Source organism: Pantoea sp. QMID4 (assembly GCF_030270445.1).
Taxonomy (GTDB): domain Bacteria; phylum Pseudomonadota; class Gammaproteobacteria; order Enterobacterales; family Enterobacteriaceae; genus Pantoea; species Pantoea vagans.
On the sequence record NZ_BSXL01000002.1, the window covers coordinates 435157 to 459910 of the forward strand.

General features: G+C 55.2%; 23 protein-coding genes. 13 read left to right on the plus strand and 10 right to left on the minus strand.

What is annotated here, in order from left to right; translation table 11 throughout:
- Window positions 1–50: 50 nt before the first annotated feature.
- The 9 genes from murC to mutT all read left to right on the plus strand — a co-directional run bounded on the left by murC (window position 51) and on the right by mutT (window position 10911).
- Window positions 51–1529 (plus strand): UDP-N-acetylmuramate--L-alanine ligase, encoded by a 1479-nt coding sequence (gene murC, locus QSK07_RS06815; protein WP_098051496.1) that lies wholly within the window; start codon window positions 51–53, stop codon window positions 1527–1529.
- Window positions 1519–2439 (plus strand): D-alanine--D-alanine ligase, encoded by a 921-nt coding sequence (locus QSK07_RS06820; RefSeq protein ID WP_285721179.1) that lies wholly within the window; start codon window positions 1519–1521, stop codon window positions 2437–2439. Before murC ends, QSK07_RS06820 begins: the two co-directional genes overlap by 11 nt.
- A gap of 1 nt (window position 2440) precedes the next feature.
- Entirely contained in the window at window positions 2441–3280 is an 840-nt protein-coding gene (gene ftsQ / locus QSK07_RS06825; RefSeq protein ID WP_275220575.1) for a cell division protein FtsQ, read from the plus strand.
- The gene (ftsA, locus tag QSK07_RS06830; RefSeq protein WP_003854739.1) at window positions 3277–4533 is read left to right on the plus strand and encodes a cell division protein FtsA; all 1257 of its coding nucleotides are present in this window, start codon (window positions 3277–3279) and stop codon (window positions 4531–4533) included. The genes ftsQ and ftsA overlap by 4 nt, the downstream gene beginning before the upstream one ends.
- Window positions 4534–4604: 71 nt before the next feature.
- A complete protein-coding gene (ftsZ, locus tag QSK07_RS06835) occupies window positions 4605–5759 on the plus strand; it encodes a cell division protein FtsZ (protein ID WP_003854738.1) in 1155 nt (384 codons plus the stop codon).
- Between the two features lie 101 nt (window positions 5760–5860).
- Complete coding sequence (gene lpxC / locus QSK07_RS06840) at window positions 5861–6778, plus strand: UDP-3-O-acyl-N-acetylglucosamine deacetylase (protein WP_285721180.1); 918 nt, start codon at window positions 5861–5863, stop codon at window positions 6776–6778.
- A gap of 301 nt (window positions 6779–7079) precedes the next feature.
- Window positions 7080–7586 carry a secA translation cis-regulator SecM gene (gene secM / locus QSK07_RS06845; RefSeq protein ID WP_336748355.1) on the plus strand — a complete coding sequence of 169 codons (507 nt, stop codon included), beginning with the start codon at window positions 7080–7082 and terminating at the stop codon, window positions 7584–7586.
- A 74-nt stretch (window positions 7587–7660) separates the two neighbouring features.
- On the plus strand, window positions 7661–10366 hold the full coding sequence (gene secA / locus QSK07_RS06850; protein ID WP_285721182.1) for a preprotein translocase subunit SecA: 2706 nt from the start codon (window positions 7661–7663) through the stop codon (window positions 10364–10366).
- A gap of 149 nt (window positions 10367–10515) precedes the next feature.
- Window positions 10516–10911, plus strand: a complete 396-nt coding sequence (gene mutT, locus QSK07_RS06855) for an 8-oxo-dGTP diphosphatase MutT (RefSeq protein ID WP_098051491.1) — start codon at window positions 10516–10518, stop codon at window positions 10909–10911.
- A 27-nt stretch (window positions 10912–10938) separates the two neighbouring features.
- Here the strand turns inward: mutT and yacG are convergent, their stop codons facing one another.
- From yacG to coaE, 3 genes are read right to left on the minus strand one after another with little or no spacing between them, the layout of a single operon-like run.
- Window positions 10939–11139: a DNA gyrase inhibitor YacG gene (yacG, locus tag QSK07_RS06860; RefSeq protein WP_013356775.1), complete on the minus strand. Its 201-nt coding sequence runs from the start codon at window positions 11137–11139 to the stop codon at window positions 10939–10941.
- Window positions 11140–11147: 8 nt separating this feature from the next.
- Window positions 11148–11891, minus strand: a complete 744-nt coding sequence (gene zapD, locus QSK07_RS06865; protein WP_098051490.1) for a cell division protein ZapD — start codon at window positions 11889–11891, stop codon at window positions 11148–11150.
- Between the two features lie 4 nt (window positions 11892–11895).
- Window positions 11896–12504, minus strand: a complete 609-nt coding sequence (gene coaE / locus QSK07_RS06870; RefSeq protein ID WP_285721183.1) for a dephospho-CoA kinase — start codon at window positions 12502–12504, stop codon at window positions 11896–11898.
- Between the two features lie 234 nt (window positions 12505–12738).
- Here coaE and QSK07_RS06875 point away from each other — a divergent pair, with 234 nt between their 5' ends.
- Window positions 12739–13779 carry a GMP reductase gene (locus tag QSK07_RS06875; protein WP_098051488.1) on the plus strand — a complete coding sequence of 347 codons (1041 nt, stop codon included), beginning with the start codon at window positions 12739–12741 and terminating at the stop codon, window positions 13777–13779.
- Between the two features lie 26 nt (window positions 13780–13805).
- On the opposite strand, the gene hofC is transcribed toward QSK07_RS06875, so the two are convergent.
- The 4 genes from hofC to nadC all read right to left on the minus strand — a co-directional run bounded on the left by hofC (window position 13806) and on the right by nadC (window position 17894).
- Window positions 13806–15005: a protein transport protein HofC gene (hofC, locus tag QSK07_RS06880; protein WP_285721184.1), complete on the minus strand. Its 1200-nt coding sequence runs from the start codon at window positions 15003–15005 to the stop codon at window positions 13806–13808.
- On the minus strand, window positions 14998–16383 hold the full coding sequence (gene gspE, locus QSK07_RS06885; protein WP_285721185.1) for a type II secretion system protein GspE: 1386 nt from the start codon (window positions 16381–16383) through the stop codon (window positions 14998–15000). The genes hofC and gspE overlap by 8 nt, the downstream gene beginning before the upstream one ends.
- Entirely contained in the window at window positions 16370–16825 is a 456-nt protein-coding gene (ppdD, locus tag QSK07_RS06890) for a prepilin peptidase-dependent pilin (protein ID WP_098051485.1), read from the minus strand. Before ppdD ends, gspE begins: the two co-directional genes overlap by 14 nt.
- A gap of 172 nt (window positions 16826–16997) precedes the next feature.
- Window positions 16998–17894 carry a carboxylating nicotinate-nucleotide diphosphorylase gene (gene nadC / locus QSK07_RS06895; protein ID WP_098051484.1) on the minus strand — a complete coding sequence of 299 codons (897 nt, stop codon included), beginning with the start codon at window positions 17892–17894 and terminating at the stop codon, window positions 16998–17000.
- A 197-nt stretch (window positions 17895–18091) separates the two neighbouring features.
- Here nadC and ampD point away from each other — a divergent pair, with 197 nt between their 5' ends.
- Window positions 18092–18643: a 1,6-anhydro-N-acetylmuramyl-L-alanine amidase AmpD gene (gene ampD, locus QSK07_RS06900; protein WP_285721186.1), complete on the plus strand. Its 552-nt coding sequence runs from the start codon at window positions 18092–18094 to the stop codon at window positions 18641–18643.
- 16 nt (window positions 18644–18659) lie between these two features.
- On the plus strand, window positions 18660–19514 hold the full coding sequence (gene ampE, locus QSK07_RS06905) for a beta-lactamase regulator AmpE (protein WP_098051482.1): 855 nt from the start codon (window positions 18660–18662) through the stop codon (window positions 19512–19514).
- Here the strand turns inward: ampE and QSK07_RS06910 are convergent.
- The 3 genes from QSK07_RS06910 to aroP all read right to left on the minus strand — a co-directional run bounded on the left by QSK07_RS06910 (window position 19496) and on the right by aroP (window position 23418).
- Window positions 19496–20455, minus strand: coding sequence for a glycoside hydrolase family 43 protein (locus tag QSK07_RS06910; RefSeq protein ID WP_285721187.1), 960 nt, complete (start codon window positions 20453–20455; stop codon window positions 19496–19498). The two genes, ampE and QSK07_RS06910, sit on opposite strands and share 19 nt — an antisense overlap.
- Window positions 20452–21864: a glycoside-pentoside-hexuronide (GPH):cation symporter gene (locus tag QSK07_RS06915; RefSeq protein ID WP_285721188.1), complete on the minus strand. Its 1413-nt coding sequence runs from the start codon at window positions 21862–21864 to the stop codon at window positions 20452–20454. The genes QSK07_RS06910 and QSK07_RS06915 overlap by 4 nt, the downstream gene beginning before the upstream one ends.
- 198 nt (window positions 21865–22062) lie before the next feature.
- Complete coding sequence (gene aroP / locus QSK07_RS06920) at window positions 22063–23418, minus strand: aromatic amino acid transporter AroP (RefSeq protein WP_098051479.1); 1356 nt, start codon at window positions 23416–23418, stop codon at window positions 22063–22065.
- A gap of 516 nt (window positions 23419–23934) precedes the next feature.
- On the opposite strand from aroP, the gene pdhR reads away from it, so the two are divergent.
- The gene (pdhR, locus tag QSK07_RS06925; protein WP_033731582.1) at window positions 23935–24699 is read left to right on the plus strand and encodes a pyruvate dehydrogenase complex transcriptional repressor PdhR; all 765 of its coding nucleotides are present in this window, start codon (window positions 23935–23937) and stop codon (window positions 24697–24699) included.
- Window positions 24700–24754 lie beyond the last annotated feature (55 nt).

Genomic DNA, 24754 nt, shown 5'->3' on the forward strand with positions numbered 1-24754 from the left:
GACCTGTACCCAAAGTGGGTACAAACTGAAATAGCAGGTAACTGAGAGCGATGAATACACAACAATTGGCAAAACTGCGTTCTATCGTGCCCGAGATGCGTCGCGTCCGGCACATCCACTTTGTCGGCATCGGTGGTGCTGGCATGGGCGGTATTGCCGAAGTGTTAGCAAATGAAGGCTACCATATCAGCGGTTCAGATCTGGCCCCTAACCCGGTGACACAGAATCTGATTGCCCTGGGCGCCACCATTTATTTTAACCATCGCCCCGAAAACGTGACCGATGCCAGCGTCGTCGTGGTCTCCAGCGCCGTATCGCAGGATAACCCGGAACTGGTTGCGGCTCGTGAACAGCGTATCCCGGTGATCCGACGCGCTGAGATGCTGGCTGAACTGATGCGTTTCCGTCACGGCATCGCCGTTGCGGGTACGCATGGCAAAACGACCACGACGGCGATGGTGTCGAGTATTTATGCGGAAGCCGGTCTTGATCCGACGTTCGTTAACGGCGGCCTGGTCAAAGCAGCAGGTACCCATGCGCGTCTGGGTAACAGCCGCTATCTGATTGCCGAAGCGGATGAGAGCGATGCGTCGTTCCTGCATCTGCAGCCAATGGTGGCCATTGTGACCAACATCGAAGCTGACCATATGGACACCTATCAGGGTGATTTTGAGAACCTGAAGCAGACGTTTATTAACTTCCTGCACAACCTGCCGTTTTACGGTCGTGCAGTAATGTGTGTGGACGATGTGGTCATCCGTGACCTGATCCCGCGCGTGGGCCGTCATATCACCACCTACGGTTTCAGTGACGATGCGGATCTGCGCATTGAAAATTACGAGCAGAGTGGCGCGCAGGGGCATTTCACCCTGATTCGTCAGGACAAAGCGCCGCTGCAGATTACGCTGAATGCGCCGGGTCGCCACAACGCCCTGAACGCGGCTGCCGCGGTTGCCGTCGCCAGTGAAGAGGGCATTGAAGACAATGCCATCCTGGCTGCGCTGGAGAGTTTCCAGGGCACGGGCCGACGCTTTGATCTGCTGGGTGAATTCCCGACAGAGCCGGTCAACGGTCAGCCGGGCACTGCGATGCTGGTAGATGATTACGGACATCATCCCACTGAAGTGGACGCGACGATTAAAGCCGCGCGCGCAGGCTGGCCGGATAAAAAACTGGTGATGGTGTTTCAGCCGCACCGTTACAGCCGCACCCGCGATCTGTTTGATGATTTCGCCAACGTGCTTTCGCATGTCGATGTTTTGCTGATGCTGGATGTGTACTCCGCCGGTGAAACCGCGATTCCGGGTGCCGACAGCCGGTCGCTGTGCCGTGCCATTCGTAACCGGGGCAAGGTTGATCCGATTCTGGTGCCGGAACATGACGCGCTACCAGAAATGCTGGCGCCGTTACTGTCAGGCAATGATCTGATCCTGGTGCAGGGTGCCGGTAACGTCGGCAAGGTTGCCCGCAAGCTGGCGGAGAATAAGCTCCAGCCGGAACGCAAAGCGGAGGATCGTCATGGTGGATAAAGTTGCCGTATTAATGGGCGGCACCTCAGCAGAGCGTGAGGTTTCGCTGAACTCGGGTCAGGCCGTCGTCGCCGGACTGCGGGAGATGGGCATCGATGCGCATGGCGTCGATACCCGTGATGTGTCAGTGCTGACGCTGAAAGAGCAGGGCTTTACCAAAGCATTTATCGCGCTGCATGGCCGGGGCGGAGAAGATGGCACAATGCAGGCTGTGCTTGAGTTCCTGCAACTGCCTTACACCGGCAGCGGCGTAATGGCATCGGCTGTGACCATGGATAAGCTGCGCACCAAACTGCTGTGGCAGGGTCGCGGTTTACCGTCAGGAAAATTTGTCTGGCTGACGCGTCAGCAGTTTCAATCCGGGCTGGATGAAGAGAGCAATGCGGCGATTACCGCACTGGGGCTGCCACTGTTTGTTAAGCCAGCCTGTGAAGGCTCGAGCGTGGGTATCAGCCGGGTTAACAATCTGAGCGCGCTGCCTGCCGCACTGGAAATGGCGTTTAAGCACGACGATGACGTACTGGTCGAGGCGTTTCTCAGCGGCGCAGAGTATACCGTCGCGATTGTGGGCGATCGCATTCTGCCCTCAATTGAAATAAAGAGCGCCAGTGAGTTCTATGACTATGAAGCTAAATACATTTCTGACGATACTCAGTACGTCTGTCCGGCCGATTTAAGCGCTGAACGTGAAGCTGAATTACAACAGCTGGTGCTGGCGGCCTGGCGTGCACTGGGCTGTCGTGGCTGGGGACGGGTTGATGTGATGACGGATGGGGCTGGGAATTTCCAGCTACTGGAAGCCAATACCTCTCCGGGTATGACCAGTCACAGTCTGGTTCCTATGGCAGCGAAACAGGCGGGCATGAGTTTCCCGCAGCTGGTTGCCCATATTCTGGAGCTGGCCGACTGATATGTCACAGGCGGCGATGAGAGTTCGAAACCGTGAACCGCAGGAGCGTATTCGCACCGGGCGCAGTAACGGAGCCCGACTGTTCGGCATTGTTTTTCTGCTGATGGTTATCGGAATTATGGTTGCCGGCGGGCTGGTAGTGCTGAAGTGGATGAATGATGCGTCCCGACTGCCGCTATCAAAACTGGTGGTGACAGGACAGACGCACTACACCACCCATGACGATATCCGCCAGGCGATTCTGTCGCTGGGTCCGCCTGGCACGTTTATGTCTCAGGATGTGGATATCCTGCAGCAGCAGATTGAGCGGCTGCCGTGGATTAAGCAGGTCAGCGTCCGTAAGCAGTGGCCAGACGAACTGAAAATCCATCTGGTGGAGTACACGCCAGTGGCGCGCTGGAACGATTTGCATATGGTGGATGCTGAAGGTGTCTCCTTCAGCGTACCCGCCAGTCATGCCGGCAAAGAAACAATGCCGATGTTGTATGGGCCAGAAGGGAGTGAGAAAGAGGTCCTGGCGGGCTATCACAGCATGGATGATGTGCTGAAAGCCCGGAAGTTTACCCTGAAGGTGGCGTCGATGACGGCCCGTCGTTCATGGCAGTTGGTCACCAGCGATGATGTACGTATCGAACTGGGCCGCAGTGACACCATGAAACGACTGAATCGCTTTATTGAGCTCTACCCGGTGCTGCAACAGCAAGGTCAGAATGAGAGCAAACGTATCAGCTACGTGGATTTGCGATACGACTCTGGCGCTTCTGTTGGCTGGACACCGGTCGTGATGGAGCCACAGGACAGTAATCAGCAACAGAACCAGGTACAGGCTAAACAACAATGATCAAGGCAACGGACAGAAAACTGGTAGTTGGACTCGAAATCGGCACTGCAAAGGTTGCCGCCCTGGTTGGGGAAATTCTGCCCGATGGTATGGTCAACATTATTGGGGTGGGCAGCTGCCCTTCCCGCGGTATGGATAAAGGTGGCGTAAACGACCTTGAGTCGGTGGTGAAATGCGTTCAGCGCGCCATCGATCAGGCTGAGCTGATGGCAGATTGCCAGATCTCCTCTGTCTACCTTGCTTTATCGGGCAAACATATCAGTTGTCAGAACGAAATCGGGATGGTTCCGATTTCGGAAGAGGAAGTGACTCAGGATGATGTAGAGAACGTTGTACATACCGCCAAATCGGTGAGAGTACGTGACGAGCACCGCATCCTGCACGTGATTCCTCAGGAATACGCAATCGATTATCAGGAAGGGATTAAGAATCCGGTCGGACTGTCCGGCGTGCGCATGCAGGCAAAAGTGCACCTGATCACCTGCCACAACGATATGGCGAAGAACATCGTTAAAGCCGTTGAGCGTTGCGGACTGAAAGTGGATCAGCTGATTTTTGCCGGCCTCGCCTCCAGTTTTGCGGTTCTGACTGAAGACGAACGTGAGCTGGGCGTCTGTGTTGTCGATATTGGTGGCGGTACAATGGACATAGCCGTATATACCGGCGGCGCTTTACGGCACACTAAGGTGATTCCGTATGCAGGCAACGTCGTCACCAGCGATATCGCCTATGCGTTTGGTACGCCACCAACGGATGCTGAGGCGATTAAAGTGCGCCATGGCTGTGCGCTGGGCTCGATCGTCGGCAAAGATGAGAACGTTGAAGTGCCAAGCGTAGGCGGACGCCCACCGCGCAGCCTGCAACGTCAGACGCTGGCGGAAGTGATTGAGCCGCGTTATACCGAACTTTTGAATCTGGTCAATGACGAGATTCTGCAGTTACAGGAACAACTGCGTCAGCAGGGCGTGAAACATCATCTGGCCGCAGGCATTGTCCTGACCGGTGGTGCAGCGCAAATCGAAGGACTGGCGGCCTGTGCGCAACGCGTATTCCATACGCAGGTGCGTATCGGACAGCCGCTGAATATTACCGGCCTGACTGATTATGCGCAGGAATCGTACTACTCCACCGCCGTGGGACTGTTGCATTACGGCAAAGAGTCGCACATGAACGGTGATGCAGAGACCGAAAAACGGGTTTCAGTAGGTAACTGGTTCAAGCGTATTAACAGTTGGTTAAAAAAAGAGTTTTAATTTTTGTAAAAGGGGATCATGCTGTTTTCTTTAGTGATCTCCAGGCGACAGGCACATAACGGAGAGAAATCATGTTTGAACCTATGGAATTAACCAACGACGCGGTGATTAAAGTCATCGGCGTCGGTGGCGGCGGCGGTAACGCCGTAGAGCACATGGTACGCGAACGTATCGAAGGTGTGGAATTCTTTGCTGTGAATACCGACGCGCAAGCGCTGCGTAAAACAGCGGTCGGCCAGACCATCCAGATCGGTAATAACATTACCAAAGGTCTGGGTGCGGGTGCGAACCCGGAAGTGGGCCGTAACTCTGCAGAAGAAGATCGCGAAGCACTGCGGGCTGCGCTGGAAGGGGCAGACATGGTCTTCATCGCAGCAGGCATGGGCGGCGGTACCGGTACCGGTGCAGCACCTGTAGTCGCTGAAGTGGCCAAGGATCTCGGTATCCTGACGGTGGCGGTTGTCACCAAGCCATTCAACTTCGAAGGCAAGAAACGCATGGCGTTTGCCGAGCAGGGGATCGCTGAACTCTCCAAGCATGTCGATTCACTGATCACCATTCCGAACGACAAGCTGCTGAAAGTGCTGGGTCGTGGCATTTCCCTGCTGGATGCGTTTGGTGCGGCCAACGACGTGCTGAAAGGCGCAGTCCAGGGTATTGCCGAACTGATCACCCGCCCGGGCCTGATGAACGTCGACTTTGCTGATGTGCGTACCGTGATGTCCGAAATGGGCTATGCAATGATGGGCTCAGGCGTGGCATGTGGTGAAGATCGTGCGGAAGAAGCGGCTGAAATGGCGATCTCCAGCCCGCTGCTGGAAGATATCGACCTGTCTGGCGCCCGTGGCGTGCTGGTCAACATTACTGCGGGCTTCGACCTGCGTCTGGATGAGTTCGAAACCGTGGGTAACACTATCCGCGCCTTCGCTTCTGACAACGCGACCGTGGTAATTGGTACGTCGCTGGATCCGGAAATGAACGACGAACTGCGCGTCACTGTCGTGGCAACCGGTATTGGCATGGACAAGCGTCCGGAAATCACGCTGGTCACTAACAAGCCAGCCAGCCAGCCCGTGATGGATCATCGCTATCAGCAGCACGGTATGTCACCGCTGCCGCAGGAGCAGAAGCCTGCTGCCAAAGTCGTTAACGACCAGGCTGCGCAGTCGAATAAAGAGCCAGACTATCTTGATATTCCGGCCTTTTTACGTAAGCAGGCCGACTAGGATTAACCCTATAATTGGGATTCTCCGCTCTTTGTGCTAAAGTGTCTGTCCGCTGGTAAAGTATACTGGCGGTCGGAAAGGTGATACTGCGAGATAATGCGATGATCAAACAAAGGACATTAAAACGTATTGTTCAGGCGACTGGCGTCGGTTTACATACCGGCAAAAAAGTCACACTGACATTACGCCCTGCGTCGGCTAACACCGGGGTCATCTATCGTCGCACCGACTTGAATCCACCGGTAGATTTTCCGGCTGATGCAAAATACGTGCGCGACACCATGCTGAGTACCTGCCTGGTGAATGATGAAGGCGTGCGTATTTCAACAGTTGAACACCTTAATGCCGCCCTGGCGGGTCTGGGTATCGACAACATTATTGTTGAAGTCGATGCGCCAGAAATTCCGATCATGGATGGCAGCGCAGCACCGTTTATCTATCTGCTGATGGATGCGGGTATCGAGCAGCTCAACAGTGCGAAGAAATTTGTGCGTGTTAAGCAGACCGTGCGTGTGGAAGAGGGTGACAAATGGGCTGAGATCAAACCGTATAACGGTTTCTCGCTCGATTTCACCATTGACTTTAAACACCCGGCTATCGATTCCAGCTCACAGCGCTACGCGATGAACTTCTCCGCTGACGCCTTTGTTCGTCAAATCAGCCGGGCGCGTACATTTGGCTTTATGCATGAAATCGAATATCTGCAGTCTAAAGGCCTGTGCCTGGGCGGTAGCTTAGATTGTGCGATAGGTCTGGATGATTTCCGTGTACTGAATGAAGAAGGTCTGCGTTTTGAAGACGAGTTTGTCCGTCACAAAATGCTGGACGCGATTGGCGACTTGTTTATGTGTGGTCACAACATCATTGGCGCATTCACTGCGTTCAAATCGGGCCACGCGCTGAACAACAAACTGTTGCAGGCGGTTCTGGCTAAGCAGGAAGCCTGGGAATGGGCAACCTTCGAAGACGAAGCTGAACTGCCAGTGGCATTCAAAGCACCGAATCTGGTTCTGGCTTAACTACCCCAGAACGTGAAACGGCTGGTTATGCTGACACCCTCTCCGGTCAGCGTCACCAGCCGTTTTTTTATCGCCTTCCTTAACACACCTGATGACTGCGACCTTGCTCGCAAAGCGTTGTCTGTTCTGCTGAATTGCTGAACAATCACACGCGTTTTCTCACGCCGCCGCTTTAATCCCAGGTGTGGATGCCCCACATTAATGTTACTATCTGTGGCGCTTTTACAGGCCGAAATCCGTTGCGGCTCGCGGCGGGTACACGAAATCAAGAGCGCAACAGAGCATGCGCGATGGAAAAGTTGTGATCGGAATTCTTCTGCGCTGGCGACAATTAGGTAGACGCTACTTCTGGCCCCATCTCCTGTTAGGGATGGTAGCGGCCAGCTTTGGCTTGCCAGCCTGTGCGCAAAGCTCCGAACTCAACGCCTCGTCTGAATCGCCGGTCAGCAGTCTTTTTCTCGGCAATGCTACCCGCTTTGATCATTTAATCCGGCTTCAGGAAACATCCCGGCGTCCAGGCTTCAGCGTGGATTACTGGCATCAGCACGCCATCCGCACCGTTATTCGTCACCTCTCTTTCACGCTGGCACCTCAGGTGCAGGCGGAGCAACAGCAGTTACCGCTGGCGGCACAAAAGCTGGCGCTGATCGACTCACTGCATAATTTACTGACATCACATTCTGCGCTGCACACTGCACCGCAGCAGATATCTGTACCCCCTCTTTTCACAGCCGCTACCCGCTCATGGGTAGAATGGCATGCCAGCGTGCATGGCATTCGCGCCGGACCCGCCCGATTGTTCTGCTAATATTTTTGGTTTTATTCACTCTGTTTAGATGTTGCAGTCCGGAATGCGCCGGCTGAATTGAGAATATATTTACTATGTTAAGCAAAATATTGACCAAGGTTTTTGGTAGCAGTAACGATCGTACGCTGCGCCGTATGCGTAAAGTGGTGGACGTCATCAATAAGATGGAGCCCGATTTTGAGAAGCTCTCTGACGATGAACTGAAAGCGAAAACCGATGAGTTTCGCGAGCGCCTGAAAAAAGGCGAATCGCTGGAAAGCCTGATTCCGGAAGCGTTCGCGACCGTGCGTGAAGCGAGTAAACGTGTGTTCGGCATGCGCCACTTCGACGTGCAGTTGATCGGTGGCATGGTGCTTAACGACCGCTGCATCGCTGAAATGCGTACCGGTGAAGGTAAAACCCTGACCGCAACGCTGCCAGCCTATCTGAATGCGCTGTCCGGCAAAGGCGTTCACGTTGTGACCGTCAACGACTATCTGGCACAGCGTGATGCGGAAAATAACCGTCCACTGTTTGAGTTCCTGGGTTTAAGCATCGGTATCAACATGTCGGGCCTGCCGGCGGTGGCGAAGCGTGAAGCCTATGCTGCTGATATTACCTACGGCACCAACAACGAATATGGCTTTGACTATCTGCGCGACAACATGGCTTTCAGCCCGGAAGAGCGCGTACAGCGTAAACTGCACTATGCGCTGGTGGATGAGGTCGACTCCATCCTGATCGATGAAGCGCGTACGCCGCTGATTATCTCCGGTCCGGCAGAAGACAGTTCTGAGCTTTACACCAAAGTGAACAAGATCATCCCTCATCTGGTTCGCCAGGATAAAGAAGATACCGAAACCCATCAGGGTGAAGGTGACTTCTGGGTCGATGAGAAAGCGCGTCAGGCTCACATGTCTGAGCGTGGTCTGGTGAAAGTGGAAGAGCTGCTGGTCAGCCAGGGCATCATGGAAGCGGGCGAGTCTCTCTACTCACCGACCAATATCATGTTGATGCACCACGTCACTGCGGCGCTGCGTGCGCACGCACTTTTTACCCGCGATGTTGATTACATCGTGAAAGATGGCGAAGTGGTGATTGTTGATGAACACACCGGCCGTACCATGCAGGGCCGTCGCTGGTCCGATGGTCTGCATCAGGCGATTGAAGCGAAAGAAGGCGTTGAAATTCAGAACGAGAACCAGACGCTGGCCTCCATCACCTTCCAGAACTACTTCCGTATTTACGAGAAGCTGGCCGGTATGACCGGTACTGCTGATACCGAAGCGTTCGAATTCAGCTCTATTTACAAGCTCGACACCATTGTGGTGCCGACCAACCGTCCGATGGTGCGTAAAGATCTGGCCGACCTGGTCTACATGACCGAGAAAGAGAAGATCGATGCCATTATCGAAGATATCCGTGAGCGTACTGCCAACGGTCAGCCAGTGCTGGTGGGAACCATCTCGATTGAAAAATCAGAAGTGGTTTCTAACGAACTGACCCGTGCCGGTATCAAACATAACGTCCTGAACGCCAAATTCCACGCCCGCGAAGCGGACATCGTGGCGCAGGCCGGTCAGCCGGGTGCGGTCACTATCGCCACCAACATGGCCGGACGGGGTACGGATATTATGCTGGGCGGTAGCTGGCATGCGGAGGTGGCTGAACTGGAAGAACCGACTGAAGCGCAAATCGAAGAGATCAAAGCGGCCTGGCAGATTCGTCATGATGCGGTGCTGGCGTCAGGTGGTCTGCACATTGTCGGTACCGAACGTCATGAATCGCGTCGTATCGATAACCAGCTACGTGGTCGTGCCGGCCGTCAGGGTGACGCCGGTTCTTCACGCTTCTACCTGTCGATGGAAGATGCGCTGATGCGTATTTTCGCATCAGACCGCGTCTCCAACATGATGCGCAAACTGGGCATGAAGCCAGGCGAAGCGATTGAGCATCCATGGGTCACCAAAGCGATTGCCAACGCACAGCGTAAAGTTGAAAGCCGCAATTTCGATATTCGTAAGCAGCTGCTGGAATATGATGATGTGGCGAATGACCAGCGTCGCGCGATCTACAGTCAGCGTAATGAGCTGCTGGATGTCTCTGACGTTAGCGAAACCATTAACAGTATTCGCCACGATGTCTATAAAGCCACCATCGATACCTATATTCCGCCGCAGTCGCTGGAAGAGATGTGGGACGTGCCGGGTCTGGAAGAGCGTCTGCGTGCTGACTTCGATCTGAACCTGCCGATTGCAGAATGGCTGGATAAAGAGCCTGACCTGCATGAAGAAGTGCTGCGTGAGCGCATCATGACCCACGCCACGGAAAGCTACGCAGAGAAAGAGCAGATCGTTGGCGAAGAGATGATGCGCAACTTCGAAAAAGGCGTGATGCTGCAGACGCTGGACTCATTGTGGAAAGAGCATCTGGCTGCGATGGACTATCTGCGTCAGGGTATCCATCTGCGCGGCTATGCGCAGAAAGATCCGAAGCAGGAGTACAAGCGTGAGTCCTTCGCTATGTTTGCCGCAATGCTTGAATCACTGAAATATGAAGTGATCAGTACGCTGAGCAAAGTGCAGGTGCGCATGCCAGAAGAAGTTGAAGCGATGGAGCAACAGCGTCGTGAAGAAGCTGAACGTCTGGCGCAGCAACAGCAGCTAAGCCATGTAGAAGAAGATCTGCTGGCAGCCGAGCCTGTGGCGGAGCAGAGTGGCGAACGCAAAGTCGGCCGCAACGATCCCTGCCCATGCGGTTCCGGTAAAAAGTACAAGCAGTGTCATGGCCGTATTGCCTGAGACTGAATGCTGATGAAAAAGGAGCCGATGGCTCCTTTTTTATGCACTCTGCTAACGTAATCTCTTCGCCAGCGCAGAGCTAAAGCGGTTAACTTCCGCTCCGGCATGCTCTAGAATCAGCCTTCATTCACCTAGACCGGATAGTTTCCATGAAGCACCTGCAGGTTGCAGTTGGCATCATTCGCAATGCCAATAAACAGATTTTCCTTGCCCAGCGCGCGGCAAACTCTTACATGGCGAACAAGTGGGAGTTTCCTGGTGGTAAGATTGAAGCGGGCGAAAGCGCCGAACAGGGGCTGATCAGGGAGCTACACGAAGAGACCGGAATTGACGTCACTGAGGCGCGCCCGATTGGTCATGCAGACCACAGCTATGACGATCTGCGCGTAACGCTGCATTTCTTCCTGGTTGAAGGCTGGAAAGGCGAGCCGTGGGGCAAAGAGGGTCAGCCACAGCGTTGGGTTGATCAGCATGCGCTGGTGGCGGAGGAGTTTCCACCCGCGAATCACCAGCTCATTGCGCGTCTGGTCGCGGGCGAACTCTGACTGGATGGGGCAATGCGCCCCATCTCATCAACGATCTTCTTCTTCGCTCCAGTTGTCACTGTCGTTCATGTCGTTGCTGCTGGGAATGCGTTTTTCTTCTGCGGCCCATTCCCCTAAATCGATGAGCTGGCAGCGCTTACTGCAAAAAGGGCGCCACGGGCTGAGCTCATCCCAGATCACATCTTTGCCGCACTGCGGACAGGAAACGGTCATCACTTCTTGCTGCATATTTACCTCTAACAACAGGCCAGCTGGAAGTTAAGGCGGGCCGGAACTTCACCGCGCTCACTATCAAGTGGCATAAAACGAATGGCGTAACGGCTTTTATGTCCGGACACCTGTGGATAGAGCGCATCGTCCAGCGACAACTGCAGTCGCAGCAGATCGGCATCCTCGGCATTATCCTGATAAAAACCATTAAGGCTGGTCTGCATATGGAACGCGCCGGACTGGCGGATCAGATCCAGTACCATCGCCAGCGCATGATGCAGAGGCTCCAGCGTCTGCATCCAGGCCTCGACCTGCGCATCGCGAGTTTCCTGCGGCAGATGGAGCCAGATGTGCAGTCCCGGCAAATCAAAGCTGCAGCATCCGCCTGGGATGCTCAGTCGCTGACGCACCAGGGCAATCAGACGATCCTCGCGCAGTTGCTGGCCCATACGAGGTGCATTCATCAACAGCGTTGACTGAATTTTGAGTTTATCGCGCAGAGCATCCACCAGCCTCATATCGACGCCAGGCACGTCAGCCCACGCCCGTAATTTTTGCTGCTGACGCTCAAGCTCTTTCAACAGTTCTGTCCGCATATCGCCGCGCTCAAAAATATCGAGTAACTCGCCAGTCAGGCGAAAAAAGGTCAGCGCATTAACGGTTTTATCCAGTGGTGTCGTTTCATCTAACTGATTAATCAAAAACTCAACCCGTAACCAGGTTCGCATTTTTTCATTCAGTGGGTGTTCAAACAGAACGGGTGTGCTCATGGTATTAATCCTGTTTCGTTGCCGCCAGCCTGAGATAGCGCTGATGGAGTTCGGCAACCTGTGGCAAGGCATCGTCGGGCTCACCACTGTTATCAATAATGTCATCGGCACAGGCGAGGCGCTGCTGGCGCGTGGCCTGTGCGGCAATAATACGTTTCGCCTGTTCGACGGAAAGGTGGTCACGCTGCTGGGTGCGCGTTAACTGCGTTGCTTCATCAACGTCTACCACCAGTACCCGATCAGCCTGGTGCTGTAACTGATTTTCCACCAGTAACGGCACCATCCAGAGCACATAAGGTGAGGTGGCCTGGGCGATCAGTTCGCGTGTCCGGGCGTTAATCAGCGGATGCAGCAGGGCGTTTAACCAGCTTTTCTCTTCAGGCTGCTGAAAAATAATGTCGCGAAGCTGTTTACGATCAAGCATACCCTGTTCCGCCACGATTGATGAGCCATAGCGTGACTGAATAGCCTGCAAAGCGGGCGTGCCAGGTTCAACAACTTCACGGGCGATCAGGTCAGCATCAATAATGTTCACGCCAGACGCGGCGAATGCCTGGGCAATCGTACTCTTTCCACTGCCGATTCCCCCTGTAAGCGCGACGATATAGGGCATGTTTCTCACCTGGCTTCATATTCCGACATAAGTTCAGGGTAATGATCTGGCTAAAAAAGGCAAAAATGCGCGGCAGATCACACCGATAAAGCACAACTAAATTTAACGGATTGTAGCGTAAATAAAGTGAAATTCGCAGTCTTGTCGCGCAGCGAGAGGCGCGTATCATAACGTCACTGGAGCTGTGCTTATTTCGTGAACGACGATTCATTGCCACTTACCAGGACACTGTTTATGCGTATTGAAGAAGATTTGAAACTGGGCTTTAAAGATGTCTTGATCCGCCCCAAACGTTCAACGCTGCAAAGTCGCTCACAGGTTGAGCTAGAGCGCAGCTTTACCTTCAGACATTCATGTCTCAGCTGGAGCGGCGTACCCATCATCGCCGCCAACATGGATACCGTCGGCACATTTTCGATGGCCGAGGCGCTGGCCAGTTTCAATATCCTTACTGCCGTCCACAAGCATTACAGCATAGACGACTGGCGGGCGTTTATTCAGCGCGTGCCTGCGACAGTCCTGAACCATGTGATGGTTTCAACCGGCACCTCAGAAGCCGACCTCACTAAATTGGTCGCGATTATGACGCTGTCCGACGATCTGCAGTTTATCTGCATTGACGTGGCTAACGGCTACTCACAGCATTTTGTCGATTTCCTGCAGCGCGCGCGTGAAATGTTCCCGGTTAAAACCATCTGTGCCGGTAATGTGGTCACGGGCGAAATGGTGGAGGAGCTCATCCTCTCCGGCGCGGATATCGTTAAAGTCGGTATTGGCCCGGGTTCGGTCTGCACTACGCGGGTGAAAACCGGCGTGGGCTATCCGCAGCTTTCTGCAGTCATTGAGTGTGCCGATGCGGCGCATGGCTTAAGCGGACAGATTGTCAGTGATGGTGGCTGTTCCGTGCCGGGCGATATCGCAAAAGCCTTTGGCGGCGGCGCTGACTTTGTGATGCTGGGTGGCATGCTGGCGGCGCATGATGAGTGTGAAGGGCAGGTGGTCGAAGAGAATGGTGAAAGCTTCATGCTCTTTTACGGCATGAGTTCCGAATCGGCAATGAAGCGTCATGTCGGCGGTGTCGCGCAATACCGTGCCGCAGAAGGTAAAACCGTGAAGCTGCCATTGCGCGGTCCGGTGGTTGACACCGCGCGTGATATTCTGGGTGGACTGCGTTCCGCCTGTACGTATGTCGGGGCTGAGCGCCTCAAAGAGCTGACCAAGCGCACGACTTTTATCCGGGTTAACGAGCAGGAAAACCGCGTTTTCAATCGATAGTCTTTCGGGGCGCACTCTGCGCCCCCTTAATGCATCGCATCTCCAAGCCCGAACACCGGCAGATACATCGCAATTACCAGCGTGCCGACAATGCCACCTATCACCACCATCATCATCGGTTCCAGTGATGCCGCCAGTGTGTCAACGCGCTCTCGCGTTTCTGCCTCGTGCCATTCCGCCAGGCGGGCCAGCATCAAATCCAGTGCGCCCGCCTCTTCACCCACCCGAATCAACTGACCACATAAGGGCGTGAACAGCGGATGCTGCATCAGCGCCTGATGCAGAGGACTTCCCTGAGCAATATGCTGCTGCAGTCCGGCCATCGCTTCCCGCCAGAGTAATGAGGAGAGCGTGACTTCCACGGCGGCCAGCCCCTGTAACAGCGTTAACCCGGCGCGCTGCGTGAGATTCAGGATGGTATAGATCTGCGTCAGTTGCGTGCCTCGCCACAACCCGGAAAGCAGCGGGATGCGCAGGAAAAGCGTCTGTTCACGGCGTTGCCAGCCTGGAGAGCGTCGTCGCAGCTGATGCCATCCAGCCAGCATCAGCGAAATATTAAAGGCCAGCACACCGCCCCATTCCTGAAGCGCGGCAGATAACTGCATGACCGCGGCTGTAAAAGCGGGCAGGGGCGCGTTAAAGGAGTCATACACCGCAACAAACTCTGGCAGAACGAACAACAGCATGCCGCAGGTGACAGCTATCGCCACCAGCAGAATGAACAGCGGATAGCGCAATGCCTTTGCCACCTGATGCCATAACTGCTGCTGGCGGATCTGCTGCTGAGCCAGCTCACTACAGCAGACATCCAGCTGTCCCGTCAGTTCGCCCACTTCCATCAGCGCCGGATAGAGCGGCGGAAAAATCTGCGGCCATTCACGCAAAGCCTGTGAAAAAGGGGCACCGCTGAGTATCCGATGATGCAGGGCGAGCATCAGGGCGCGCCAGCCTGCGTGAGGATGCCCCTCAGCCAGTAAAGCCAGACTCTCAGCCAGCGGCAGGCCAGCTTTGAGCAGGGTCGCCAGCTGACGAATCAGGTCAGTTTTGTGCTGCCACTTCCACTCTCTCTGACGCCAGACCTTTTCCCGCTTCCAGCTCACTGGCAGAAGATCGCGCTGCGACAGCATCTGCAGCAGGTTGTCAGTGTCGACAGCCAGTAGCTGACCACTGCATAACTGGCCCTGGCTATCGACCGCCAGCCAGCTGAATAAAGCTGCGTTAGCCATCGTCCAGCCCAATCACCCGTTGCATCTCTTCCAGCGAGGTATCGCCGCGGCTTACCGCTTCCAGGCCGGAAACCAGTAAAGTGCGCAATCCCTGCTGTTTCGCCAGACTGAGCAGATTCTCCAGCGGCATCTCGGCTGCAATCGCATTCTGCAGTTTGGCATTGATCGGCAGCAGCTCAAACAGCGCCAGCCGGCCAAAATAGCCGGAAAAGCAGTGGTCGCAGCCGGGGGCCCGCCAGGTCTGCAGGGTGCCGGGCCAGAGTTCCGCAGGATAGTGCGCCACCGCCTCAGCAGGCTGACGGCAATGGGGGCAGAGGCGTCGGACCAGACGCTGCGCAACGATCAGTTTCAGTGCCGACCCAAGCAGATAACCGGGAATCCCCATCTGTCGAAGCCGGGTTAGCGTTTCGGCGGTGGAGTTGGTGTGCAGCGTCGACAGCACCATGTGGCCGGTCTGCGCCGCTTTTACCGCAATCTCCGCTGTTTCGGCATCGCGGATCTCGCCCACCATGATCACATCCGGATCCTGTCTCAGCAGCGCCCGCAGCACGCGGTTAAAATCGAGACCGTTTTTGGTATGGATCTGCGTCTGGTTAATGCCGGGTAGTGGGATCTCAATAGGATCTTCAACGCTACACAGATTTTTTCCTGGTTTATTCAGGGCACTGAGTCCGCTATAGAGCGTAAACGTCTTGCCGCTGCCGGTGGGGCCGGTGACCAGGATCAGTCCCTGTGGCTGGGCCAGTGCGGCACAGAACAGACGCAACTGGGCAGCGGGTAAGCCAAGCTTATCCAGAGACAGCGCCGCGCTTTCACTCTGCAACAGCCGGACCACTGCTTTCTCGCCGCCATAGATGGGTAGGGTCGCCAGGCGGAAAGAGGCGGGTTTACCGGCAATCTCCATGCTGAACTGACCATCCTGCGGTAACCGGCGTTCGGCGATATCCAGCCCGCCAAGGATCTTCAGTCGTGCCAGCAACGCCGCAGGCTCAGTCGAAGGCAGTGAAGAGAGCGGATGCAGTACGCCATCAATGCGCAGTCGCACACGCAGACCCTCGCGGCAGGGTTCGATATGCACATCGGAGGCCCGTCGCTCCAGCGCCTGACGCAGGATGAGCTGTGTCGCTTCAATTGCTGACTCGGCAGGTGTCTCTTCGCGCGCAACCAGCGGTTTATCAGCGTGCTGGAGCTGGTCAAGCCGGGCCTGCGGCCAGCATTCGATCTCAATCTGACACTGGCTGGCAAAATTGAGCGCTTCAGCCAGTCCGGGCGGCACGCTCTCCGCAACGGCAACGTGCAGCAGACTGGCATCATGGTGCAGAAGCAGAGCGCGATAGCGCTGGCATAATGCCGTAATCGTCTCATCAGGCTTGCTCATCGCTGGCTCCTTTATCCGCAAAGCGGAATTGTTCCCGGCAATTGTCCTGCAGGCTGGTGTTACTGCTTGTGCAGCTGCGTTGCCAGCTGATGCCGCCCTCTGCGCTGTCCCAGATCGGGAGCATTTCAACGCTCAGGCCATTCAGACTCTCCTGGCCAGTCAGCGTAATCACCCCGTTGGTCACGCTCAGTAATGAGACATAGCGCGATCCTCTGGCTGCCGGAATGCCTGCTTCTCCGGCCTGACATTGTGTGAGGCCACCCCGCTCCATGGCGCAAAGCTCTACTGCGGTTTTATAAGGCACCATCGTTTGCAGCATGTCGGTGAGGGCGGCGCGCTGCAGATAGTTTTGATAAGCGGGCAGGCCAATGGCACTTAAGATCGCCACAATACCCACCACAATCATCAGTTCAACCAGCGTAAATCCACGTTGATAATCCATGATATCGTCTCCTGAGTTAAGAAGGCGACAGGGTAAAAATCGGGGGCGGTAAAAGACAGTCAGAGATCGGCGAACTGGAAAGCGTAATGTGAAGAGGTTTCAGAATTTCAGCGCAGTCGAAACTGCGCCGGAAGCGGGGTCGCAAAATCGCCGTGTTGGATGACGGCTCAGGCTATTTTTGTTTGAAACGCATTGAGAGATCCAGCGCCCGCACATGCTTGGTCAGCGCACCAACCGAGACGTAGTCCACGCCGGTCAGGGCAATCTGCGGCAAAGTGGTTTCGGTGACGTTGCCGGAGACCTCCAGCAGCGTCCGCCCCTGGTTGAGTTCGACGGCTTCACGCATCGCTTCCAGACTGAAGTTATCCAGCATCACGATGTCGGCTTCGGCCTCCAGCGCCTGACGCAACTCCTCCAGTGATTCCACCTCAACTTCAACCGGCACATCGGGCTGCAGCCATTGCGCTCTTTCCACTGCCTGAGCAATCGATCCGCTGGCAATAATATGGTTTTCTTTGATCAGATAGGCGTCAGAGAGGCCCAGGCGATGATTGCTGCCTCCGCCGCACAGTACGGCATATTTCAGCGCAGTGCGCAGTCCTGGCAGAGTTTTGCGCGTGTCCAGCAGCTGCGTCTGGCTTCCCGCCAGCAGCGCAACATAGCGGCTGACTTCAGTGGCAACGCCCGAGAGCGTCTGTACAAAATTAAGCGCCGTGCGCTCGGCGGTCAGCAGCAGGCGGGCAGGCCCCTCAATTTCAAACAGCAACTGATCCGCTTCGATTCGATCACCATCTTCAACATGCCAGTTCAGAGTCGCATGCGAGCCAAGCTGAATGAACACCTCTTCAACCCAGCGTTTACCACAGAAAACACCGGCTTCACGGGTGATGACCTGCGCATGGGCCTGCGTTTCAGCAGGTAACAGCTGCGCGGTAATGTCGCGATCAGCGTCGATTTCACCACCGAGATCCTCTTTTAACGCCCGTGCAACGGCAGCCGGGATGTCACTTTCGATGCGTTTAATCAGAGCCTGACGGCGGCTGTCGGGATCGTAACCACGGCATGACATAGGCATTTTACTCCAGAAACAGGAAGGACAGAGGCGGTCACAATAGCCTGAACTGGCACCATGTTCCAGCAACGGATAGCATTTTGTTTAGTATCCTTAACAAAGGGCAATCGAATGTCACCGGACCGACACACTAAGAGGCAAGAATCCTTTATTATTCATGCTATTCTCAGCCTGACGATATAAGGAAAATCGGTATGAAAATTAAACAGGGCTGGCTGACCGGTGTGCGTCACGTGCCGTCAACGCATTGTAATGAACGCCCTGACAATGAGGCGCCTTCATTGCTGGTGATCCACAATATCAGCCTGCCACCCGGTGAATTTGGCGGCCCCTGGATCGACAGACTGTTTACCGGCACATTACCGCCCGATGCCCATCCCTATTTTGCGGATATCGCCGCGCTGAAAGTGGCAGCACACTGCCTGATTCGTCGTGACGGGGAGATCGTGCAGTATGTCCCCTTTGACAAACGCGCCTGGCATGCAGGCATTTCGCAGTTTGAAGGACGTGAAAACTGCAACGACTTCTCCATCGGTATTGAGCTGGAAGGAACTGACAGCGAGCCGTATAGCGAGGCGCAGTATCGGGCCTTGCAGCAGGTCACGCTGTTACTGTTGCAACACTATCCGGTGACGCCTTCACGTATCACGGGGCACAGCGACATCGCGCCGGTACGTAAAACTGATCCCGGACCTGCTTTTGACTGGGACTACTACAAACAGCTGTTAACGCAGCAAAAATCGTGATTTTTGCGGAGTCAGTATGACGTTGTTTACCTTATTATTAGTTTTAGGCTGGGAGCGCCTGTTTAAACTGGGCGAGCACTGGCAGCTCGAACACCGGCTGGAGCCGATTTTTCGCCATCGCCGCCATTACTCCATGATGCGAACCCTGCTGATGACCGTACTGGCGATGGCGCTGACCGCGCTGGTGGTCTGGAGTCTGAAAGGATTGCTGTTTGGCGTACTGCAACTGCTGTTCTGGATCGTTGCCGGACTGCTGTGCATCGGTGCCGGCTCAGTACGTCAGCACTACCATAGCTACCTGAAAGCGGCCAGCCATGACGACGACGCGGCACATCAGGCGATGGCGGCTGAGCTGACGCTAATCCATGGTGTACCGGTGGAGTGCAGCGAACGTGAGTTCCTGCGCGAGCTGCAGAATGCGCTGATCTGGATAAACTTCCGTTTCTATCTTGCCCCGATGTTCTGGCTGGTGGTGGGTGGGCCGTGGGGGCCGGTGCTGCTGGTGGGTTACGCGTTTCTGCGCGCCTGGCAAGGCTGGCTGGCAAAATTCGGCACACCAATGGCGCGAGTGCAATCAGGCGTGGATGCGCTTCTGCATCTGCTCGACTGGATCCCGGTGCGGCTGGCGGGTGTCGCTTACGCGTTGCTGGGCCATGGCGAAAAAGCGCTGCCCGCCTGGTTTGCCTCGCTGACCGATCGTCACCGTTCTCAGTATCACGTGCTGACGACGCTGGCGCAGTTCTCCCTGTCACGCGATCCGCACACCGATAAAGTTGAAACGCCACGGGTGGCCGTGGCGTTAGCGAAACGGACTTCGCTGGTGCTGGTTGTTGCCGTCGCGTTGCTGACGATTTACGGCGCGCTGGTGTAATCGGCAGGTGGCACGCCGAAATCAGGCGTGCCATCTTCCCGCCAGCTGAAATATTTCAGTCGGGTATGGCGGTTCGGATCCCAGAGCGGATCGCCCTCAATCTCAGTGTAATTACGCGCGTGGTAAACCAGCACGTCGCGTCCTGCCTCATCCTGGGTAAAACTGTTGTGGCCCGGCCCGTACTGGTGGTTGTTCCAGCTGGTTACAAATACCGGCCGCGCTGATTTCTGCCAGGCAGCGACATCAAGCGGGTTGGCATCCGCGGCGATCGACAGTATCCCCAGACAGTAATTCTCATCGGTGGCGCTGGCGGAATAGGTCACAAACAGCCGATCGCCGTGACGGATGACCGCCGGTCCTTCATTAACGCTGAACCCTGCACACTCCCACTCATATTCCGGCCGGCTCAACATTACGGGCGTACCTTTTATCGTCCAGGGATTCAGCAGCTCAGCCAGGTAGAGGTTAGAGTTGCCGGGAATCAGAGGATCTTTCTGCGCCCAGAGATACCAGTTTTTGCCCTGATGCACGAAGTGGGTGGCATCAAGTGAGAAGCTGTCCAAATGGGTGGAGACCCTGCGGCAGGGCTGCCATTCGCCCTGCAACGGATCTGCCGCCTCACACACCAGCGCATACATCCGGTGCTGAAAGAGTCCTTCTTTGATTTCGCGTGTGGGTGCTGCCGCAAAATAGATGATCCATTGGCCATCAATGTAGTGCAGCTCGGGTGCCCAGATTAACTCGCTGCAGGGACCGCTCCCGGGCTTACACCAGACCACCACTGGCTCGGCACTGCGCAGGCCAGCCAGCGTGGTAGCGCGACGGATCTCCAGCCGGTCATACTCCGGCACCGAGGCCACAAAATAGTAGTGCTGCTCATGGCGCAGGATAAAGGGATCGGCGCGCTGCTCGATAAAAGGATTCGGCAGGATTGCGGTCATTTAACATCTCCGGTTGGCGTGACAACATCGTTGCGCAGGCGAACAGTGTGTAACGCGTGGAAGTTTTCGCGGCGCAGCGCAAGATCCTGCTGGATGGTAATCATCATTTTGCGGTCAACTTTCATCAGCCGCACCACACCTGCAGTAATCAGATAGCCGATGCCCGGAATAACGGTGAACAGCAGCATGATGCCGTTAATCGCCTCAGGTGACTGCTGTTTAGCGCCTGCATTGTAGCCATAGATCGACAGCAGAAAGCCGACCATCGCACCGGCGACTGCCAGTCCTACCTTAAGGAAGAAGAGGTTGCCGGAAAAGCTGATACCGGTAATACGTTTGCCGGTTTTCCATTCGCCGTAGTCATCCACATCGGCCATCAGCGACCAGTGCAGCGGAGAGGGGATCTGATGCAGAATGTTCAGCACAAAATAGGCGGCCACAACCATCACGGTAGCGTGGGGATCGATCCAGTAGAAGGCGCTGGAAAAGAGGGCCAGCGCGATATTGGTCCAGAAGAAGACTTTGAGTTTGCACCAGCGATCGGTGAGCAGTTTTGCCAGCGTGCTGCCAAACATCATGCCAATGACTCCCAGGCTGATAAACAGCGTGGCAAAGTGCGTTGACTGACCCATCACCCAGGTCACGTAATACATGGTGGCCGCCATGCGGATGAAGCCAGGGCAGACGTTGCAGAAGGTGAGCAGCAGAATGCGCACCCACTGGTCATTTTTCCAGACGTCACGCAGATCTTTCTTCAGGTCATCATTACTCGGCACGGCCGGGCGAATACGTTCCCGCACCGTGGCAAAGCAGAACAGAAACATCGCCAGACCAATGGTGGCCAGTACCGCCATCGCCATCTGGTAGCCGCGTGCTTTGTCTTCACCGCCAAACCACTCCGCCATCGGCAGAAGCGACAGAGACAGTATCAGCGTGGCGATGCCGACCATGACAAAACGGTATGACTGGCAGGAGACACGCTCACCGGGATCGTTGGTAATCACGCCGCCCAGAGAACAGTAAGGAATGTTTATCGCTGTGTAGGTGAGCGACATCAGGAAGTAGGTGACGAAGGCCCAGATCACCTTGTTGTGGTAAGTCCAGTCGGGCGTGGTGAACATCAGTACACTGAAGACCACATAGGGCACGGAAACCCACAGCAGCCAGGGACGAAAACGGCCCCAGCGACTCTGTGTACGATCGGCGATGGCACCCATAATCGGATCGGTGACCGCATCCAGCACTCTGACTGAGAGCAACAGGGTCCCCACCAGCGCCGGGGCCAGCCCGAAAACATCGGTATAGAAGTAGTTCAGGAACAGCATGATGGCACCGCCAATCATGTTGCATCCGGCATCACCCATGCCATATCCCAGTTTTTCCCGAAACGGGAGGGCTGCACCTTTCATGGTTTTCTCCTGCGCATCCTGTGTGAACAGGAATTATTGTCATCAAATCAGCGAGATGAACGGGAGTAATTCGTCATGAAGATGGACAAAACAGGTGCAGGAAGAGAAGTGTGAGCTGGATCGGGGCTGAAGAGGGGGCAGGGAAACGCGGGTGGCATACTGCAACCCCCACAGGAGGTTGCAGTATGCGGTAAGGCATCAGGCCTTTTGCGTCTGGTTCTTGATAAAGTAACCAATACCCAGAATGACCAGCCAGACGGGGATCAGCCAGACAGAGATCGCCATGCCCGGCGTGGTCGCCATCAGCACCAGAATCGCCGCCAGGAAGACCAGGCAAATCCAGTTACCCGCCGGATAGAGCAGCGCTTTGAAGCGGGTGGTGACGCCCTGCTGATCTTTCTTACGACGGAACCTGAGGTGCGCCAGGCTGATCATCGCCCAGTTAATCACCAGCGCGGAGACGACCAGCGACATCAGCAGGCCAAATGCTTCACCCGGCATCAGGTAGTTGATCAGCACGCACAGCGCAGTGGCGACAGCCGAGACCAGAATGGTTAAGACCGGCACACCGCGACGATCGACTTTCAGCAGCGCTTTCGGCGCATTGCCCTGCTGTGCCAGACCAAACAGCATGCGGCTGTTGCAGTAAACGCAGCTGTTATAGACCGACAGGGCCGCCGTCAGGATCACCACGTTCAGGGCATTCGCCACCATGGCATCGCCCAGCTCGTGGAAAATAAAGACGAACGGGCTGACTTCTGACGTGACACGGCTCCACGGCATCAGAGACAGCAGCACCGCCAGTGAACCAATGTAGAAAATCAGGATACGCCACAGCACCTGGTTAGTTGCTTTTGGAATGCTTACTTCCGGGTTGTCAGCCTCTGCAGCGGTGATACCCACCAGCTCCAGTCCGCCGAATGAGAACATGATAATGGCCATGACCGCAACCAGACCGCCAATGCCGTGCGGGAAAAAGCCGCCCTGTTCCCACAGGTTGCGCACGGTCGCCTGCGGACCCGCGTGACCGCTGAACAGCAGCCAGCCACCAAACAGAATCATGCCGATGACCGCGACCACTTTAATAATGGCGAACCAGAACTCCATCTCACCAAACACTTTCACGTTGGTCAGGTTGATGGCGTTGATCATCACGAAGAAGATGGCGGCTGAGGCCCAGGTCGGAAAGTCTGGCCACCAGAACTGGATATATTTACCGACGGCGGTAAGTTCCGCCATGGCAACCAGTACGTAAAGGACCCAGTAGTTCCAGCCCGAGGCGAAGCCGGCAAAGTTTCCCCAGTATTTATACGCGAAGTGGCTAAAGCTCCCGGCGACCGGCTCTTCCACCACCATTTCACCCAGCTGACGCATGATTAAAAAGGCAATAAAACCGGCAATCGCATAGCCCAGAATAACGGCCGGTCCGGCGGATTCAATGACCGATGCGCTGCCCAGAAACAGCCCGGTTCCCACTGCACCACCCAGCGCGATGAGCTGAATATGGCGGTTCTTAAGACCACGTTTCAGCGCTTCGCCTTGCTGTTGTTCCATACAAACCTCGTAATGTTTTTATTCTTCGTTCGCAGCGCAGTCCGCTGTAATGAAGTAGTTACAATAACGTATTGATTATTTTACGGTATCTGGCGTGCTGAATGCTGCCATCTGCTACCCTGGCGACAAGAATAGTGATAAGCGAATCGCTTTGCACCTGCTTTTGCTTTTCGTGCTGAGAGTTGACTGAAAAAACGCCGTCCCGGTCACGTCTGTCCCCCGCAAACTTCTGCCATGAAATGCCGTTAATGACGAATAGCTTTCACTTATGGTTATCGCTGCGCTCAGGCCCTGGGTGGGTGTAAGGTTTGGTAAAAGTGCATTTATTTAACATTTACAGAAACGTGGATTTTTCATTTTTTTAACCGCGAGTTAGCGTCAGCACAGGCTTGCGAGGGAGGTGAATGTCGCAGACACCATATAGACACAAGGTGAATACTTTGTTACTTTACCGGCACCTCTTTACAATTGGTATTACCAATTTACTCCGGACGATTGGCTTAATAAGAAGGGATGATGGCTTACAGTAAGATTCGCCAACCCAAGCTCTCCGATGCTATCGAGCAACAGCTCGAATCCCTGATTATGGAAGGGACCCTGCGTCCGGGAGAGAAGCTTCTCCCTGAGCGCGAACTCGCTAAACAATTCGATGTCTCACGTCCATCTCTTCGCGAAGCGATCCAGCGCTTAGAAGCCAAAGGATTATTGCTGCGCCGACAGGGTGGCGGAACATTTGTACAGGAGCATCTCTGGCAAAGCATGAGCGATCCCCTCGTTGAGCTTCTCGCCGACCATCCGGAATCACAATTTGATCTGCTGGAAACGCGCCATGCCTTAGAAGGCATCGCCGCCTATTACGCGGCACTGCGCGGCACAGAGGAAGACCTGCTGCGCATTCGCGACTGCCATGTGAACATCCAGCAGGCACAGGACAGCGGCGATTTAGACGCTGAAGCGGACGCAGTGATGCAGTATCAGATCGCTGTCACAGAAGCGGCCCATAATGTTGTGCTTTTACATTTGCTACGCTCAATGGGCCCTATGCTGGAACAAAACGTCCGTCAGAATTTCGAATTGCTCTACTCGCGCCGGGAAATGCTGGCAAAAGTGAGCGGTCACCGCGCCAGAATCTTTGAGGCGATTGTGGCTCGTGAGCCAGAAAAAGCGCGCGAGGCTTCACACCGTCACCTGGCGTTCATAGAGGAAATCTTGCTGGACAGAAGTCGGGAGCAGAGCCGTCGGGAACGCTCCCTGCGTCGTTTACAGCAACGTAAGGAATAACGTGCGACAAAGATCGTACGGACATCAGACGAGGCTGCCTGCATCTGCTTTAACA